At 72.7% G+C, this 14,833-nt stretch carries 17 protein-coding genes; 13 read left to right on the forward strand and 4 right to left on the reverse strand.

What is annotated here, in order from left to right:
- Nucleotides 1-11 precede the first annotated feature (11 nt).
- The 3 genes from K6U06_RS08775 (at nucleotide 12) to K6U06_RS08785 (ending at nucleotide 1,748) form a co-directional block, all read left to right on the forward strand.
- Nucleotides 12-1,064, forward strand: a complete 1,053-nt coding sequence (locus K6U06_RS08775; RefSeq protein ID WP_262321543.1) for an NAD(P)-dependent alcohol dehydrogenase — start codon at nucleotides 12-14, stop codon at nucleotides 1,062-1,064.
- 20 nt (nucleotides 1,065-1,084) lie between these two features.
- Nucleotides 1,085-1,465, forward strand: a complete 381-nt coding sequence (locus K6U06_RS08780; RefSeq protein ID WP_262321544.1) for an STAS domain-containing protein — start codon at nucleotides 1,085-1,087, stop codon at nucleotides 1,463-1,465.
- Between the two features lie 88 nt (nucleotides 1,466-1,553).
- Nucleotides 1,554-1,748, forward strand: coding sequence for a DUF1918 domain-containing protein (locus K6U06_RS08785; protein ID WP_262321545.1), 195 nt, complete (start codon nucleotides 1,554-1,556; stop codon nucleotides 1,746-1,748).
- Here K6U06_RS08785 and K6U06_RS08790 read toward each other — a convergent pair.
- The gene (locus tag K6U06_RS08790) at nucleotides 1,745-2,062 is read right to left on the reverse strand and encodes an Hsp20/alpha crystallin family protein (RefSeq protein ID WP_262321546.1); all 318 of its coding nucleotides are present in this window, start codon (nucleotides 2,060-2,062) and stop codon (nucleotides 1,745-1,747) included. The genes K6U06_RS08785 and K6U06_RS08790 overlap by 4 nt on opposite strands.
- A 155-nt stretch (nucleotides 2,063-2,217) precedes the next feature.
- On the opposite strand from K6U06_RS08790, the gene K6U06_RS08795 reads away from it, so the two are divergent.
- Genes K6U06_RS08795 through K6U06_RS08810 form a run of 4 tightly spaced genes read left to right on the forward strand, consistent with a single transcriptional unit; the run spans nucleotide 2,218 to nucleotide 6,225 of the window.
- Nucleotides 2,218-3,393, forward strand: a complete 1,176-nt coding sequence (locus K6U06_RS08795) for an NAD(P)(+) transhydrogenase (Re/Si-specific) subunit alpha (protein ID WP_262321547.1) — start codon at nucleotides 2,218-2,220, stop codon at nucleotides 3,391-3,393.
- Nucleotides 3,390-3,710, forward strand: a complete 321-nt coding sequence (locus K6U06_RS08800; protein WP_262321548.1) for an NAD(P) transhydrogenase subunit alpha — start codon at nucleotides 3,390-3,392, stop codon at nucleotides 3,708-3,710. The genes K6U06_RS08795 and K6U06_RS08800 overlap by 4 nt, the downstream gene beginning before the upstream one ends.
- Before the next feature lie 3 nt (nucleotides 3,711-3,713).
- Nucleotides 3,714-5,189 (forward strand): NAD(P)(+) transhydrogenase (Re/Si-specific) subunit beta, encoded by a 1,476-nt coding sequence (locus K6U06_RS08805; protein WP_262321549.1) that lies wholly within the window; start codon nucleotides 3,714-3,716, stop codon nucleotides 5,187-5,189.
- A gap of 28 nt (nucleotides 5,190-5,217) precedes the next feature.
- Complete coding sequence (locus K6U06_RS08810) at nucleotides 5,218-6,225, forward strand: zinc-dependent alcohol dehydrogenase family protein (RefSeq protein ID WP_262321550.1); 1,008 nt, start codon at nucleotides 5,218-5,220, stop codon at nucleotides 6,223-6,225.
- A gap of 3 nt (nucleotides 6,226-6,228) precedes the next feature.
- Here K6U06_RS08810 and K6U06_RS08815 read toward each other — a convergent pair whose 3' ends face one another.
- On the reverse strand, nucleotides 6,229-6,678 hold the full coding sequence (locus K6U06_RS08815; RefSeq protein ID WP_262321551.1) for a universal stress protein: 450 nt from the start codon (nucleotides 6,676-6,678) through the stop codon (nucleotides 6,229-6,231).
- Between the two features lie 138 nt (nucleotides 6,679-6,816).
- Between K6U06_RS08815 and K6U06_RS08820 the strand changes: the two genes are divergently transcribed.
- Both K6U06_RS08820 and K6U06_RS08825 read left to right on the forward strand, forming a co-directional pair.
- Nucleotides 6,817-7,803: an extracellular solute-binding protein gene (locus K6U06_RS08820; RefSeq protein ID WP_262321552.1), complete on the forward strand. Its 987-nt coding sequence runs from the start codon at nucleotides 6,817-6,819 to the stop codon at nucleotides 7,801-7,803.
- Nucleotides 7,800-9,638, forward strand: coding sequence for an ATP-binding cassette domain-containing protein (locus K6U06_RS08825; RefSeq protein WP_262321553.1), 1,839 nt, complete (start codon nucleotides 7,800-7,802; stop codon nucleotides 9,636-9,638). Before K6U06_RS08820 ends, K6U06_RS08825 begins: the two co-directional genes overlap by 4 nt.
- On the opposite strand, the gene K6U06_RS08830 is transcribed toward K6U06_RS08825, so the two are convergent.
- Nucleotides 9,635-11,083, reverse strand: a complete 1,449-nt coding sequence (locus K6U06_RS08830) for an MDR family MFS transporter (protein ID WP_262321554.1) — start codon at nucleotides 11,081-11,083, stop codon at nucleotides 9,635-9,637. The genes K6U06_RS08825 and K6U06_RS08830 overlap by 4 nt on opposite strands.
- 182 nt (nucleotides 11,084-11,265) lie before the next feature.
- On the opposite strand from K6U06_RS08830, the gene mug reads away from it, so the two are divergent.
- Entirely contained in the window at nucleotides 11,266-11,820 is a 555-nt protein-coding gene (gene mug, locus K6U06_RS08835; RefSeq protein WP_410051012.1) for a G/U mismatch-specific DNA glycosylase, read from the forward strand.
- A 9-nt stretch (nucleotides 11,821-11,829) separates the two neighbouring features.
- Nucleotides 11,830-12,405 (forward strand): PadR family transcriptional regulator, encoded by a 576-nt coding sequence (locus tag K6U06_RS08840; RefSeq protein ID WP_262321556.1) that lies wholly within the window; start codon nucleotides 11,830-11,832, stop codon nucleotides 12,403-12,405.
- Here K6U06_RS08840 and K6U06_RS08845 read toward each other — a convergent pair.
- Complete coding sequence (locus K6U06_RS08845; RefSeq protein WP_262321557.1) at nucleotides 12,374-13,651, reverse strand: MFS transporter; 1,278 nt, start codon at nucleotides 13,649-13,651, stop codon at nucleotides 12,374-12,376. The two genes, K6U06_RS08840 and K6U06_RS08845, sit on opposite strands and share 32 nt — an antisense overlap.
- 118 nt (nucleotides 13,652-13,769) lie before the next feature.
- Here K6U06_RS08845 and K6U06_RS08850 point away from each other — a divergent pair, with 118 nt between their 5' ends.
- Nucleotides 13,770-14,282, forward strand: coding sequence for a VOC family protein (locus tag K6U06_RS08850; protein WP_262321558.1), 513 nt, complete (start codon nucleotides 13,770-13,772; stop codon nucleotides 14,280-14,282).
- 61 nt (nucleotides 14,283-14,343) lie between these two features.
- Nucleotides 14,344-14,817 carry a universal stress protein gene (locus K6U06_RS08855; RefSeq protein ID WP_262321559.1) on the forward strand — a complete coding sequence of 158 codons (474 nt, stop codon included), beginning with the start codon at nucleotides 14,344-14,346 and terminating at the stop codon, nucleotides 14,815-14,817.
- Nucleotides 14,818-14,833: the final 16 nt, after the last annotated feature.

Below are 14,833 nucleotides of genomic sequence, written 5' to 3' on the forward strand. Positions count from 1 at the left end.
TGAGGGGTCCCATGCGAGCGTTGCGCCTCCTCGAGTGGAAGTCCGAGCCGCGGCTGGTGGAGGTACCCGATCCCGAGCCGGGTCCGGGTCAGGTCGTGATCCGCATCGGCGGTGCCGGCGCCTGCCACTCCGACCTGCACTTGATGCACGAGTTCGGTGACGGCGTCGTCCCGTGGGCGCCGCCGTTCACGCTGGGCCACGAAAACGCCGGCTGGGTGCACGCCCTCGGCGCCGGGGTCGGGCACTTGGAGGTCGGCCAGCCGGTAGCGGTGTACGGCCCGTGGGGATGCGGCGTGTGCGCCCGCTGCCTGATGGGCCTCGAGACCTACTGCGAGGACCCCGCGTCGGCTCCGGTGGCGGGCGGCGGCGGGGGACTGGGGCTCGACGGCGGCATGGCCGAGTACATGCTGGTGCCTTCGAGCCGCCTGCTGCTGGCGCTGCCCGACGGCTTGGACCCGCTGCACGCTGCGCCGCTCACCGACGCCGCCCTCACGCCCTACCACGCCATCCGCCGCTCCTGGCCGAAGCTGACCCCCGGGTCGCATGCGGTGGTGATCGGCGTCGGCGGCTTGGGCCACATGGCGGTGCAGATCCTCCGCGCGACCACCGCGGCGCGGATCGTCGCGGTGGACGCCCGGCCGGAGGCGTTGACGCTGGCCACCGAGTACGGAGCCGACGCCGTGGTGCAAGCCGGCGCCGCCGCAGCCGAGGAGATCCGGGCCGCGACGGGCGGTCGGGGCGCCGACGTGGTGCTCGACTTGGTCGGATCGGACGAGACCCTGGCGCTCGGGGCGGTGGTTGCACGCCAGATGGGCGACCTCACGGTGGTCGGTATCGCCGGCGGCACCCTGCCGGTGTCGTTCTTCTCCGTGCCCTACGAGGTGTCGATCCAGACCACCTACTGGGGTTCTCGCCCGGAGCTGGCCGAGGTCCTCGACCTCGGGGCTCGGGGGTTGCTCGTCCCGCGGGTGACCACGGTCGGCCTTGAGGGAGCGGTCGACGCCTACCGGAGCTTGGCCGAGGGCAAGGTCGACGGGCGTATCGTGGTCGTGCCCGGGTCGTGACCGGCCTCTAGGGGGTCCACATGCTGACGATGGAGCAAGAACCCGGCCCGGCCGGCTCGGTGGTGTGCCGGGCGGTCGGCGAGCTCGACGCGTTCACGGTGCAGGGCTTCCGCGACGCCCTCAAAGCGCAGGCCGCGACCGACAAGCTGGTGATCGACCTGTCGTCGGTGCCCTTCGTGGACTCCGCCGGGCTCGGCGCGCTCATCGGGGGTATCCGGCGGATCCACGAGAATCACCGCCACGTGGTGGTCCAGTGCGACCGCAGCGCCTTGGTCCGCCTGCTCGTCGCTACCGGCATCGACCGGGTGGTCACCATCGTCGGGTCCCGGGACGAGGCCGCCGAGGCCTTCTGCGGGCACCAGAGCGGCCCGGCGCCCGGCGGCGAGGCGATCCGCCCGTGACGATCGGCCCTAGTGCCGGGGCTGTCGCGGCGCGACAACAAGGGTGACGCCGGGGCCGGTCCCGGGTCATCGAGGAGGAGAGCGAGCCATGCACGCCAGCGTCGGCGACCGGATCATCGTCAAAGGGCATCACGTCGGTGACCCCGACCGGGACTGCGAGGTCCTCGAGGTTCGGGGGCCCAACGGCGACGCGCCGTTCCTCGTGAGGTGGGAGGACGCGGAGCACGAGAGCCTGTTCTTCCCAGGCTCCGACGCCGTGGTCCACCACTTCCAGCGCGACTAGCGGCGGGTTACGGGTATCGCCACCGAGGCGAGGTGCACCGGCTCTCCGAGCGGCACTCGGACCTCCAGGCGGCCGTCGCCGTAGGTGGCGGTCACCTGGTCCTCGGTGGTCCCCGCCGGCAGGGCGATGTGGCGCACGAACGAGCCGTACTGAAGGTCTGAGGGACCTTCGCCGTGCCGGGGCCCGGTCCCCCTGCTGGCGTGCACATGCAACACGTCATGGGCGATGGAGACGGAGATGTCGCGGTCGGGATCGCACCCCGGTAGGACCGCCTGGATGACCAACTGGTCGCCTTCCCTGAACTCGAGTGCCATGACCGTGTGTTCTACGCCCGTCCCGGTGGAGCCCACCAGGGTCGAAAGTAACCTGCCGGATCGCTCCGGTCTGGTCTTTCGGCCCCTTTCGCAACGCGGCGGGAAGGTGCAAGGTGGATGTATCAGCTACCTAGAGGAAGCGGTAAGGACGCGCCGTGAGTGAGATTCCAGACATCTCGCCGGGACGGCGGCAACTCATCGTTGCCGCCGTCCGCGAGGACCATCCCGAAGGCCGTGTGGCCCTGGTGCCCGACGCAGCGGCGCGCCTCGCCCCGCTCGGTGCGCACCTCTGGGTCGAGTCCGGAGCGGGCGACAACGCGTGGATGGACGACGAGCGCTACCGGGAGGCCGGCGCCACCGTCGTGGCCTCCGAGCGGCTCGCCGAAGCCGACGTCGTGGTCACCGTCGGCCGGCTGCCCGGGCGCGTCGGCGCCCTGCTGCGGCCCGGCCAGACGGTCATCGGGCTGCTCCAGCCGCTGGTCTACCCCGACGACATCTCCCGCTTGGCCAGCTCGGGGGTGACCGCCATCAGCCTCGACGCGCTGCCCCGCACCGAGAGCCGGGCCCAGGCGATGGACGCCCTGTCCTCCCAGGCCAACGTGGCCGGGTACAAGGCGGTGCTCGTCGCCGCCGACTCCTACGGGAGCTTCTTCCCGCTGCTGATCACCGCGGCCGGGACAGCCAAGCCGGCCCAGGTGCTGGTCCTCGGGGCTGGCGTGGCCGGACTTCAGGCCATGGGGACCGCCCGCCGCCTGGGAGCGGTGGTGACCGGCTACGACGTGCGCCCCGCGGCTCAGGCCGACATCGAGTCGGTCGGCGCTCGGGTCCTGCACCTCGACTCGGTCGCCGCGGCGGCCGGCGAGGGCGGCTACGCCCGGGCGTTGAGCGACACCGAGCAGGCCGCCCAGGCGGAGGAGCTAGCCGCCGCGCTGGCCCGCTTCGACGTCGTCATCACCACCGCCCAGGTCCCCGGCCGGCGGCCGCCGCTCCTCGTCACCGCTCAGGCGCTGACCGGCATGAAGGCCGGGTCGGTGGTGGTCGACCTGGCGTCCAGCGCCCTCGGCGGCAACGTCGAAGGATCCCAGGCCGGGCAGCGGATCGTCACCGCGAGCGGGGTGACAGTCGTCGGTGCCGGTGACCTGCCCTCCCAGGTGCCGGTGGCCGCGTCGGTGGCGTACTCCCACAACGTTTGCGCCCTGCTCGCCCACATCGTCCACGACGGGTCCCTGGACCTGGACTTGAGCGACACGATCCAAGCGGCGGTGGTCGTCGCCCGAGGCGCCGAGGCGGCGCAGCCCGAGAGGGCAGCCGCAGGAGGGGGGCAGCTATGAGCACCGGCCTGCTCACCGACATCTCCGTTTTCATCCTGGCCCTGCTGGTCGGTTTCGAGGTCATCAGCAAGGTCCCAGCCACCCTCCACACGCCGCTCATGTCGGCGTCCAACGCCATCCACGGCGTCGTCATCGTCGGGGCGATGGTCACCGGTGCCGAGGCCCACTCCACCGCCGGCTACATCCTGGCCTTCGTGGCGTCGGCGTTCGCCGCCATGAACGTCGTCGGGGGCTACAGCGTCACCGACCGGATGCTGCAGATGTTCCGCAAGCGACCGGGCGCCGGCACCGACCGGCGTCCCGACGGAAAGGCCTGAGGCATGTACACCACCGGAGCAGCGCATCTCTCGGCCGCGGTGACGGGCGGGGCCAGCCTCGGCACCGTCGGAACCATCGTGGCGCTGATCTATCTGGTGTCGGCCGCCGCGTTCGTCATCGGGCTGCACCTGATGAACTCCCCGGCCACGGCCAGGCGGGGCAACCAGCTGTCGGCCGCAGGCATGATCCTGGCGGTGGCCGCCACCCTGGCCAAGATCGTCGACGACGGGTCGATCACCGGCGTCGGCTGGGCGGTGATGGGCAGCGGCGCGCTGATCGGCGCGGTCGCCGGCCAGCGCATGGCCCGGCGGGTGCAGATGACCGCCATCCCGCAGCTGGTGAGCCTGTTCAACGCGGTGGGCGGCGGCGCCGCGGCTGTCCTCGCAGTGTCGAGCTTCGTCCGCCTGACCGAGGTCGACCACCGTTCGCTGAGCGGCCGCGACGAGGTGTCGACGGTGCTCGATGTGATCATCGGCGCGGTGACCTTCTCCGGGTCGCTGATCGCGGCCGGCAAGCTCCAGGGCTGGATCAGCGGGAGCCCGGTGACCTTCCGCGGCGCCCGAGCCCTCAACGTCGGGCTCGGACTGGCGGCGCTCGGTGGTGCAGCGGCGCTCCTGGCCGGCACCGACAGCCTGGCTGCCTTGATCGTGGTCGTGATCGCGGCTTTGGTCTTCGGTATCACGATGGTCCTGCCGATCGGCGGCGCCGACATGCCGGTCGTCATCTCGCTGCTCAACTCCTTCACCGGCCTGGCGGTCGCCATGGCCGGGTTCGTCATCGACAACTCCGGGCTGATCATCGCCGGAGCCCTCGTCGGGGCGTCGGGTGCCATCCTCACCAAGCTGATGGCCGACGCCATGAACCGCTCGATCGGTAACATCATCCTCGGCGGGTTCGGTACCGGGGACAGCGCGGCGGGCTTCGCCCCCGATGCCGGCGGCTCGATCACCCGGCTCTCCGCGGAGGACGCGGCCATCCAGCTGGCTTACGCCGAGAAGGTCATCATCGTCCCGGGTTACGGGCTGGCGGCGGCGCAGGCCCAGCACGAGCTGCGGGCCCTCGGCGACCTCCTCGAAGGTCAGGGCGTCACCGTCAGCTACGCCATCCACCCCGTCGCCGGCCGGATGCCCGGCCACATGAACGTGCTGCTGGCCGAGGCCAACGTCCCCTACACCGAGCTCAAGGAGATGGACGAGGCCAACCCGGAGTTCCCGACCACTGACGTCGCCTTGGTCGTCGGAGCCAACGACGTGACCAACCCGGCCGCCCGCCGGGCCGACACGCCGATCTCGGGCATGCCGATCCTCGACGTCGACCGGGCCCGGCGGGTGATCGTCATCAAACGATCGATGGGCCACGGCTACGCGGGCATCGACAACGAGCTGTACACTCTGGACAACACCGGCATGTTCTTCGCCGACGCCAAGGCCGGGCTGGCCGAGATCGCCGCCGCGGTCAAGGCGCTGGTCGGGGTCTGAACCCGGACGGCTGCCTAGCATCACCGGCATGAGAGCGTGGGAGGTCACCCGGCCCGGCCCCATCGACACCGGCCCGCTCCGAATGGTCGAGCGGCCGGTGCCCGAACCGGGCCCGGGTCAGGTCCTGATCCGGGTCGCGGCGTGCGGCGTGTGCCGGACCGACCTGCATCTGAGCGAGGGCGACCTCCCTCCCCACCGGGAGCGGACCGTGCCGGGCCACGAGGTGGTCGGTCACGTCGAGCGCCTCGGGCCTGGCTGCGTACGCCTCCGCCCCGCCCAGCGCGTCGGTGCCGCGTGGCTGGCCAAGTCGTGCGGCAGGTGCCGCTTCTGTGTCGCCGAGCGGGAGAACCTCTGCGTCGAGCCGGTCTTCACCGGTTGGGACGTCGACGGCGGCTTCGCCGACTACATGGTCGCCGAGGAGGCTTTCGTCTACGAGCTCCCCGACGCCTTCGACGACCGGAGCGCGGCGCCGCTGCTCTGCGCCGGGATCATCGGCTACCGGGCCCTGCAGCGCGCCGAGCTGCCCGCCGGCGGCCGCCTAGGCCTGTGGGGCTTCGGGGGGTCGGCTCACCTCACCGCCCAGGTGGCGATGGCCGAGGGCGCCACGGTTCATGTCATCACCCGCTCCGCCGAGGACCAGGCGCTGGCCCGCGCCCTCGGCGCAGCGTCCGTCGGCCCGTCCTCGGCCGCCCCGCCGGAGCCGCTGGACTCCGCCATCCTCTTCGCCCCCGCCGGCGACCTGGTCCCCGCCGCTCTCGAAGCGCTGGACCGAGGCGGCACGCTGGCCGTCGCCGGGATCCACCTGAGCGAGATCCCCCCGCTGGACTACCAGCGCCACCTGTTCCAGGAGCGCACCTTGCGGTCGGTGACGGCCAACACCCGCGCCGACGGGCGGGACTTCCTGGCCGTCGCCGAGAGGATCGGGATCCGGCCGACCACCACGATCTACCCGTTCGAGGCGGTCGACCGGGCGCTGGCGGACCTGGCCGGCGACCGCTTCAACGGCGCGGCGGTGATCCAGGTCCGCCCGGAGTGAGCTTTACTCGGCCCGGTGCACCACGACGACGGGGCAGCTGGCGTGGGTCGCGCAGTGCTCACTGACCGACCCGAGCAGCATCCCGGTGAACGCGCCGTGACCCCGGCTGCCGACCACTAGCGCCTCGGCGCCCTCGGCCTCGTGGAGCAGCCGCTCCGCGGGCCGCCCCTCGACCGCCACGGCGCTGATCTTGATCGCCGGCTGGTCGCCGAGGACCTCCCCGATGATCTGGTCCAACGCCTTCTGGGTGCTGTCGGCCAGGTCGAGGTCGACGGGCACGACGACCGGCGACCCGTAGGCCATGACCGGCACCGACCACGCCATGACCGCGTGCAGCTCGGCGCCGGTCAGCTCCGCCTGGCGCGCCGCCCAGCGCAGCGCCGCTCTGGAGGTTCCGGAACCGTCGACGCCCACCACGATGAACCGGTTCGTGCCCTGCGGTCGCTCTGTCATGGTCAGGCCTGCTTTCTTGAAGTTCCAGCACTCCCAGCGTGGCCCGCCCCGATCCGCTGGCGCCGGGGGCGAAAGTCCCTTCCGCTCAGGGCCTGGCGGTAGTCTGCAACTGACTAGCAACGGGGTTAGAGTCGGCGGATGCGACGCCTGCGCCCGAGCGCGTCCGACCCCGGCGCCCATCGCCGCGGCCCGAGCCGTCATCAGCGTGCCGTGGTCGGCCTGGCGCTGGCCGGCCTGGCCGCCGCCGCGTCGGGGTGCGGCAGCTCCACCTCCACCACCGCGGCGACCGCGGCGCCGGCTGCGTCGGCGCCTGGCGCCGCCGGTAGCACGGCCGGCGGGGGATCTGGGCCCGTCGATGTGCTCTACGCCGGGTCCCTCGTGAGCGCCATGACCAAGCAGATCGGCCCGGCGTTCGACGCGGCGACGGGCTACACGTTCACCGGGTTCTCCGGCGACTCCAGCTCGCTGGCCGCGTCGATCAGGGGGAAGATCCGCCAAGGGGACGTGTTCATCTCGGCCAGCCCGACGGTGAACACCACCCTGGAAGGCGCAGCCAACGGCGACTGGGTGTCGTGGTATGCGTCGTTCGCGTCGACGCCGCTGGTGCTGGGCTACAACCCCAAGAGCAAGTTCGCGTCCGACGTGAAATCCAAGCCGTGGTACCAGGTCCTCACCGAGCCCGGGATCCTCGTCGGGCGCACCGACCCGAGCACCGACCCCAAGGGGAAGCTGACGGCCACCGCCCTCGAGACCGCCGCGGTGGGGCACGCCGCGCCCGGCCTGAAGTCCATCGCGGCCTCCACGTCGGACGTCTACCCGGAGGACACCCTGGTCGGCAGGCTGCAATCGGGTCAGCTCGACGTCGGGTTCTTCTACGCTGCGGAGGCCAAAGCCGCGGGGATTCCGACGGTGCCGTTGACCGGCGAGACGCTCTCCGCTGCGTACACCATCACCGTGCTCAACCACGCGGCCGACGAGAAGGCGGCCGAGGCCTTCGTGGCCTACCTGCTCGGCGCCGGCGGCGCTTCGATGCTGAACTCCGACGGTTTCACGCTGCGCGCCCCGCCCCCGGTGAGCGGCACCGGCGTACCGGCCGGGTTGCGGGGCGTACTGTCACAGCGGTGACCCGACGCGCGGCCGCCAACCCGCTCGCGTGGCTGGGCGGGTTGCTGGTCGCCTACCTGGTCATCCCCACCGTCGCGTTCGTGGTCCGCCTGGCCGGCTCCCACGACCGCGGCTTTGGCACCCCCGGGCTGTGGGGGGCGCTGCGGGTCTCGGTGACCGGGGCCAGCATCGCGACTTTGGCCATAACCGTGCTCGGCGTGCCGCTCGCCTACACGCTGGCCCGCTCCCGCGGGCGGCTCGCGGCGCTGGTGGGCGTCGCCGTGCAGCTGCCCCTCGCCCTCCCGCCGCTGATGAGCGGCATCCTCCTCATCTACCTGTTCGGGCCGTACGCGGCCCTCGGCCGGCTGTTCCACGGCCACCTCACCAACTCGCTGGTCGGGGTGGTCCTGGCCCAGTCCTTCGTCGCCGCGCCGTTCCTCGTGGTGGCCGCCCGATCGGCGTTCGCGGCCATCGACCCCGCGCTCGACGACGTCGCCGCCACCCTCGGCCACCACCCCCTCGCCCGTTTCGCTCGGGTCAGCCTGCCCGTAGCGGGGTCGGCCATCGCCGCGGGGATGCTCCTCACCTGGCTGCGGGCGTTCGGCGAGTACGGGGCGACGGTCCTGCTCGCCTACCACCCGTACTCGCTGCCGGTCTACACCGACGTGCAGTTCTCCGGCGTGGGGCTGTTCCCGACCCAGGCGCCGACCGCCCTGGCCCTCGGCATCGCCGCGGCCGCCATCGCCCTCAGCCAGCTGCGCCGACCCCGCCGGCGCAGCGCGGGGCCGGCCGTACCGGCGCCGATCCCACCGGCGCTCGCCGCGCCCCAGACCGTCTGGTTCGACATCGACGTGGCCGTCGGCGCCTTCCGGCTCCGGGCTGCGCACCGCGCGTCGAGCCATCGCCTGGCCATCGTCGGTCCCTCCGGTTCGGGCAAGTCGCTGACGCTGCGAACCATCGCGGGCCTAGTCGACGGCGGGAGCGACGCGGTGGGGGTCGGTGACCGGCCGCTAGCGGGCGTGCCCACCGAGCAGCGCCACATCGGCCTGGTACCGCAGGGCCTCGGGCTTTTCCCTCACCGCAACGTGTGGCAGCAGCTCACCTTCGCGGTCGACGCCGATCCCGCCGTGGCCGCGTGGTGGCTCGACACCCTCCACCTGCGCGCCTTGCGCGACAGGGCGCCCGAGCACCTCTCCGGAGGGCAACGCCAACGGGTCAGCCTGGCTCAGGCCCTCGGCCGCCAGCCCCAGGTGGTGCTGCTCGACGAGCCGTTCTCGGCGCTGGACGCACCGGTGCGCGACGAGCTGCGTCAGGAGCTGCGCCGGCTGCAGCTGGAGGCCGGGCTGTCGACGGTCCTCGTGACCCACGACCCGGAAGAGGCGGCCCTGCTCGCCGACGAGCTGGTGGTCATCGACGAGGGGGAGGTCCTCCAGGCCGGCACCGTCGAAGAGGTGTTCGCCCGTCCCGCGTCCCCTCGCGTCGCCCGGCTGCTCGGGGTACGCAACGTGGTCAGATCCCGGGCCGTCGCAGGCGCGGAGAAGGGCGTCGCGGTCGGGTCGTCGACGCTGCCGTGCGACCACGACGCGCCGGACGGGGCAGAGATCCTCTGGGGGGTGCGCTCGGAGGAGGTCGATCTGCGGCCCGACGGGCGGCTGACGGCCACGGTGGTGGACGTGGCGGTCCTCGGCGCCACGACGTCGGTGCGGGTCCGCCTGGAGGACGGCAGCGAGCTGGAGGCCCGCTGCCGGGGGCGCAGCCGGCTGCGGGCCGGGTCGGTGTGCCGGGTGGACATCGACCCGGGCGCGGTCGTGGTGTGGTCGCAACCTTCCGCCGTGATGCTCCCAGCCGCCGGCTAATACTGCGGCGCGGCTTCGGGGCGGCGGGCGGCGGTGGGGGGCGGCCGTCGCCGCACCATGGTCGATGCGGCCTCGGCGTCGCGGACCGTCAGCAGGGCGGTGACCGAGCCGGCCAGCGCCACCGCCGCGGCCGCGAGGAAGGCCCACCGGTAGGCGGCCACGTGGGCGACGAGGTGGGCGCCGACCTGCCGGGACGGGCCGATGGCGGCGAGGACCGTGCTGAGCAGGGCCACGCCGACCGCCCCGCCGAGCTGGCGGTTGGCGTTGAACAGCGTCGAGGCCCGCCCCGTCGACTCGGGCGAGATGGTGGCGAACGCCGCGGCCTGCATGCTCATCATCACGAACGGGATGCAGAACCCGAGCGCGAACATCAGCAGCCGCAGAACCCACAGGCTGGTGTGGGCCCCGCTGGCGCCGGCCATCGCCGCGGTGACCGCGGCGATGCCGAGCAGGCCGGCGCCCATCAGCCGGCGGGGGCCGATCGCCGGGTACAGGTACCGGCTGACGAGCTGCGCGGCGATCAGCACGCCGATGGCCTCGGGGAAGGTGCTCAGGCCCGAGTTGAGCGCCGAGAGACCCCGGGCGTCTTGGTAGTAGAGCGGGACCAGGTACAGCACCCCGAAGAAGCCGGTCATGGTGAGTACCACCAAGACGTTGGTCGCCCGGAACAGGCGGTCGCTGAGCAGCCGCAGATTGACCATGGGCTGCTCGACGGACATCTCCACCCGGACCATGACGCCTAGCAGCACCACGCCGGCACCCACCGTGGCGAGCACCGCGGTCGAACCCCAGCCCTGTGAGGGGCCCTCCGAGACCCCGTACATGAGCGCACCGAGCCCTGCGCCGGCCAGCAGGAAGCCGGACAGGTCGAAGCTTCCCGGCCGCGACTCGCGCCGCTCGGTGACGAACAGCGCGCCGAAGATCACTGCGGCCACCCCGATGGGCAGGTTGACGAAGAAGACCCACCGCCACGACAGATCGGTCACGAGCAGGCCCCCGATGACCGGCCCGAGGGCCGGCGCCAAGGCGGTGGGGATCATGAGGAGCCCGGCCAGGCGGACCCGTTCGGCGGGCGGGAAGGTGCGATAGAGCATCGCCATGCCCACCGGCGTGAGCATCCCGCCGCCGACCCCCTGGATGATCCGGAACACGACCAGCTCGCCCAGGCTGGTGGCCACCCCGCACAGGGCCGAGGCCAGCGTGAACACGGTGATGGCGGCGAGCAGGGTGCGCTTGCCGCCGAAGCGGTCACCGATCCAGCCCGACGCCGGGATGAACACCGCCAGGCTGACCAGGAAACCGATCACGACCACGTCGACCGACGCCGCCGGCGTGTGGAAGTCCCGACCGATGGTCGGGATGGCGACGTTGACGATCGTCACGTCCAAGATGCTGAGGAACAAAGCGGCCACGTACACCGCGCTGACCGCGAAGCGTTGATCCATGCGGGGTGTCGGGCCGGTCGTTCCGGTCGAGGCAGAGGTACTTAGCATTGGCAACCATCACGCTACCGGCTGGATCGGCCGTTCGATCGGTCCGGCCATCGACGGACGCGACCGCGTGAAGCGCCGGCGATCGAAACGGGTGACATGATCTCGAGGTGCCGGGCGTCGCTTCACACGGGCGGATCTCCCACGGCGACGCCAACGGCGACGAGGCCAGCGGCGGTTCTGCGCCGCCGGGGGTCCCCGACCTGGTCGGCCCGGGCCTGAAGGTGGTGTTTTGTGGCATCAACCCGGGGACCCTGTCAGGCGAGACCGGCTACCACTTCGCCCGGCCCGGCAACCGCTTCTGGCCGGCGCTGCACGGTGCCGGATTCACCGACCGCCGCTTTGACCCCTCCGAGCAGGAGCAGCTGGTGGCGCTCGGCGTCGGCATCACCAACCTGGTGTCCCGAACGACCGCAGCCGCCAGCGACGTCGACCCCGCGGAGCTGCGGGCCGGCGCGGAGCGGCTGACCGCTCTGGCGCAGCGGTGGGCGCCGCGGGCGGTGGCGGTCCTCGGCGTGTTGGCCTACCGGCGGGCCTTTCGCCGACCGCACGCCGCGATCGGCCGCCAAGACGACCGGCTCGGACCGTCGCAGCTGTGGGTGCTGCCCAACCCGAGCGGCCTGCAGGCCCGCTATCAGCTCCCCGAGCTCACCGAGATGTTCTCGGTCCTACGCTCGGCGTGTGAGCGCTGAGATGGCCAGGTGAGCGGCCCGACCCCAACGCCAGAGCTGTCGGCGGGGGAGTGGGCGGTGCTCGGCGCGCTCGCTGAGGGCGCCACCCACGGTTTCGCCCTGGCCCGCCTGCTCGGCCCGGGCGGGCCGCTCGGGCAGATCTGGACGCTGCCCCGGCCCGTCGTCTACCAGGCTCTCAACAAGCTGAGCGACCGGGGCCTGGTGGCGCCCCAGGCGACCGAGCGCAGCGAGCGGGGACCCAACCGGACCATCGTCGCGGTGACCCCCGCGGGACGGCGGGCCCTCGAGAGGTGGCTGGCGACGCCGGTCGAACACGTGCGGGACATGCGCTCCGAGCTGCTGCTCAAGCTGGCCCTGCTCGACCGGGCCGGCACCGACCGGGCCGCGACCGTCCGGACCCGGCTGATCGACGCCCAGCGCGCCACGCTGGACGCCCGCCTGCAAGCCCTCCGCACCCAGGAGCAGGCGGGGGAGGGGTTCGAGCGGCTCCTGGGCGCGTGGCGGGCGGCGTCGGTAAGGGCGGTGCTGGAGTTCCTCTCCGCCGCCTCCCCGGTCACGCCCCCAACCGCCGCCTCCCGGCGCTGACCGCGACCAGCGTCAGGGCGCACAAGCCGGTGGCGCACAGCAGCACCACGGTCGTGTCCGCGGCGCCGGCCAGGCTGGAGATGACGACCGGCGCCGCGAACCCGATGTAGGTCAGCGCGTAAAAGACCGCGGTGAGGCCGGCCAGGGCGTCGGGCCGGGCCACCCGCTGCACCTCGAGCAGGCCCGACACCAGACACGTGCCGTACCCGGCGCCGAGCAGCACCGCCGCCACCAGCACCAGCCACGGCTGGGCGGTGGCGGCCGCCGCCGCGCCCATCGCCATCCCCGCGGTTACCGACCCCAGGCCGGCCTGCATCCCCCGCGCCTCGGAGCGGATGTCGAGCCGGCGGGCGTAGGGCTGGACCGCCACGCCGACCAGCAAGGTCAACCCGGCCACCACCGCCGCGAACAGGACCTCGTAGTGGCCGGTGCGGCGGGTCACCTGCGCGGGGAGGACCGCGAAGGCCACCGACGCGGCCGCGAACACCCACGGCGCCATCGGGGCGGCCATGCGAACAAAGCGCGGGTCGGGGCGCCGGGAGCGGAGCGGGGCCGGCCGGCGATCTCCGAACAGCCCCCCACGTCCGGGACCCTCAAGGCGAGCCGGTGGCGCGGCGAGGCCCCCGGCGCCGACCGTCTCGGGGGCCCGCCACACCCACGGGGCGGCGACCACGACGACCACCAGGTGCGCGATGTAGGGGACGACCGTCGGCGCCGGCGCCCACTGGGCCAGGACTCCGGCCACCAGCGGGCCGGCCCCGAACCCGGCGCTCAGGGCCACGGCGGCCCGGCGGGCGCCGACGTGGGGGTCGCCGACATCCCCCCAAGGCGGCGACGACAGCTCCTTGACCCAGGCGGTCCCCGGCGCGAACGCCAAGCCGGAGACCACCCCGGCCAAGAAGCGGCCCGGGTACAGTGCGCCGACCCCGACGGTGCCGCCGAGCATCAAGGTGACGGTGGCCAGCGCCGACAGACCGACCACCGGGACGACGATGCGCCGGCCGTGACGGTCCGAGAGGCGGCCGCCGATTAGCAGCGCCGGGATCAGGCCCACGGCGTACACCCCGAAGAGGGCGTTGGCGGTAGTAGCGCTGATGTGGGCGTGCTGGCGGTAGGCGAGGAGCAGCGAGCTGAACTGGTTGGCGCCCCAGCCGACAGTAAAGAGGGCGGCCGCCGCTCCGACCCAGGATCCCGCCGGCGCCCGACTCGCGATACGACCGCCGACGGACGTGGAGGGCGCCTGCACCGGGGAAGTGTACGGAACACCGCCGCCTTCACCCGCCCAGAAGCGATCACTTGAAGCTTCATACGAGCGGGTACGGTGGTGACCGTCCGGGTCCCGCCGGTCGTGCGAGGAGAGTGCCGTGCCCATCCACCGTCTCAACCATGCCGTCCTCTACGTGCGCGACGCCGAGCGCAGCGCCCGGTTCTTCGAGGAGGTGCTCGCGTTCCGCCGCGTCGGCGCCTACCGCTTCCCCGGGGCGGTGTTCCTCCAGGCTCCGGCATCCACCAACGACCACGATCTGGGCCTCTTCAGTGTCGGAGATCAGGCGGGCGACACCACCGCCGGGCGCGGCTCGGTCGGCCTGTACCACCTGGCGTGGGAGGTCGACACCCTCGGTGACCTGGTCAGCTACCGGCAGGCCCTGTCGGCGGCGGGGGTGCTGGTCGGCGCCTCCGACCACGGGGCGACTCGGTCGCTCTACGCCAAAGACCCCGACGGGCTGGAGATGGAGCTGGCCTGGGTGGTCCCCGCCGATCGTCTCGGCCCCTCCGACCGGGCCGGGACCCGGCCCCTGGATCTGGACGCTGACATCGCCCGCTTCGGGATCGACACGCCCGGGGGCTACGGGATCAGCCGGCCAGCGCCGGCCTGAGCAAGGAACATAGGAACTCTATACAATGGTACGGAATCGAGTGGACGGACAAGGAGCCAGCATGCGCAACGGGCCGGTCGTGGTAGGCGTCGATGGGTCCCCGGAGAGCGTCCTGGCGCTGGAGCGGGCCGTCGAGTTGATCGAGAGCCGCCCGGCCGACGCCCGCATGGGCGGCGCATCGGAGCTGGTAGCGGTGCACGTCCGAGCCAACGGCGCGCTGGCCTACATGGCTCCCGGGGCCGGTGACAAGATCTGCGACGCCCTCGACCAGGTCGAGTCCTCGGCCCGGCGGGTCACCGAGGACGCGGTGGCCGGCCGTCGGATCCGGTGGGACTTCGTGGTCCGCCAAGGCGAGACCGCTCGGGAGCTGACCCGGGAGGCCGAGGCCCGCCACGCGGGAGTGGTCGTAGTGGGCGGTCACCGCCACTCGGCCATCTCCAGCGCCCTGGTCAGGTCGGTCGACAGCGCGATGGTCCACACCTACGACGGGACGCTGATGATCGTGCGGCCCGAGCCGGCGCCGAGCGGGTCGTAACCCGCCGGCACCTGCC

The sequence above is a fragment of the Acidiferrimicrobium sp. IK genome (assembly GCF_025499425.1).
Classification (GTDB): domain Bacteria; phylum Actinomycetota; class Acidimicrobiia; order Acidimicrobiales; family Palsa-688; genus Acidiferrimicrobium.

Coding starts and splice junctions, on each gene's coding strand:
- K6U06_RS08775 (WP_262321543.1), top strand. CDS start 12: ATGCGAGCGTTGCGCCTCCTCGAGTGGAAGTCCGAGCCGCGGCTGGTG.
- K6U06_RS08780 (WP_262321544.1), top strand. CDS start 1,085: ATGCTGACGATGGAGCAAGAACCCGGCCCGGCCGGCTCGGTGGTGTGC.
- K6U06_RS08785 (WP_262321545.1), top strand. CDS start 1,554: ATGCACGCCAGCGTCGGCGACCGGATCATCGTCAAAGGGCATCACGTC.
- K6U06_RS08790 (WP_262321546.1), bottom strand. CDS start 2,062: ATGGCACTCGAGTTCAGGGAAGGCGACCAGTTGGTCATCCAGGCGGTC.
- K6U06_RS08800 (WP_262321548.1), top strand. CDS start 3,390: ATGAGCACCGGCCTGCTCACCGACATCTCCGTTTTCATCCTGGCCCTG.
- K6U06_RS08805 (WP_262321549.1), top strand. CDS start 3,714: ATGTACACCACCGGAGCAGCGCATCTCTCGGCCGCGGTGACGGGCGGG.
- K6U06_RS08810 (WP_262321550.1), top strand. CDS start 5,218: ATGAGAGCGTGGGAGGTCACCCGGCCCGGCCCCATCGACACCGGCCCG.
- K6U06_RS08815 (WP_262321551.1), bottom strand. CDS start 6,678: ATGACAGAGCGACCGCAGGGCACGAACCGGTTCATCGTGGTGGGCGTC.
- K6U06_RS08820 (WP_262321552.1), top strand. CDS start 6,817: ATGCGACGCCTGCGCCCGAGCGCGTCCGACCCCGGCGCCCATCGCCGC.
- K6U06_RS08830 (WP_262321554.1), bottom strand. CDS start 11,083: ATGGATCAACGCTTCGCGGTCAGCGCGGTGTACGTGGCCGCTTTGTTC.
- K6U06_RS08855 (WP_262321559.1), top strand. CDS start 14,344: ATGCGCAACGGGCCGGTCGTGGTAGGCGTCGATGGGTCCCCGGAGAGC.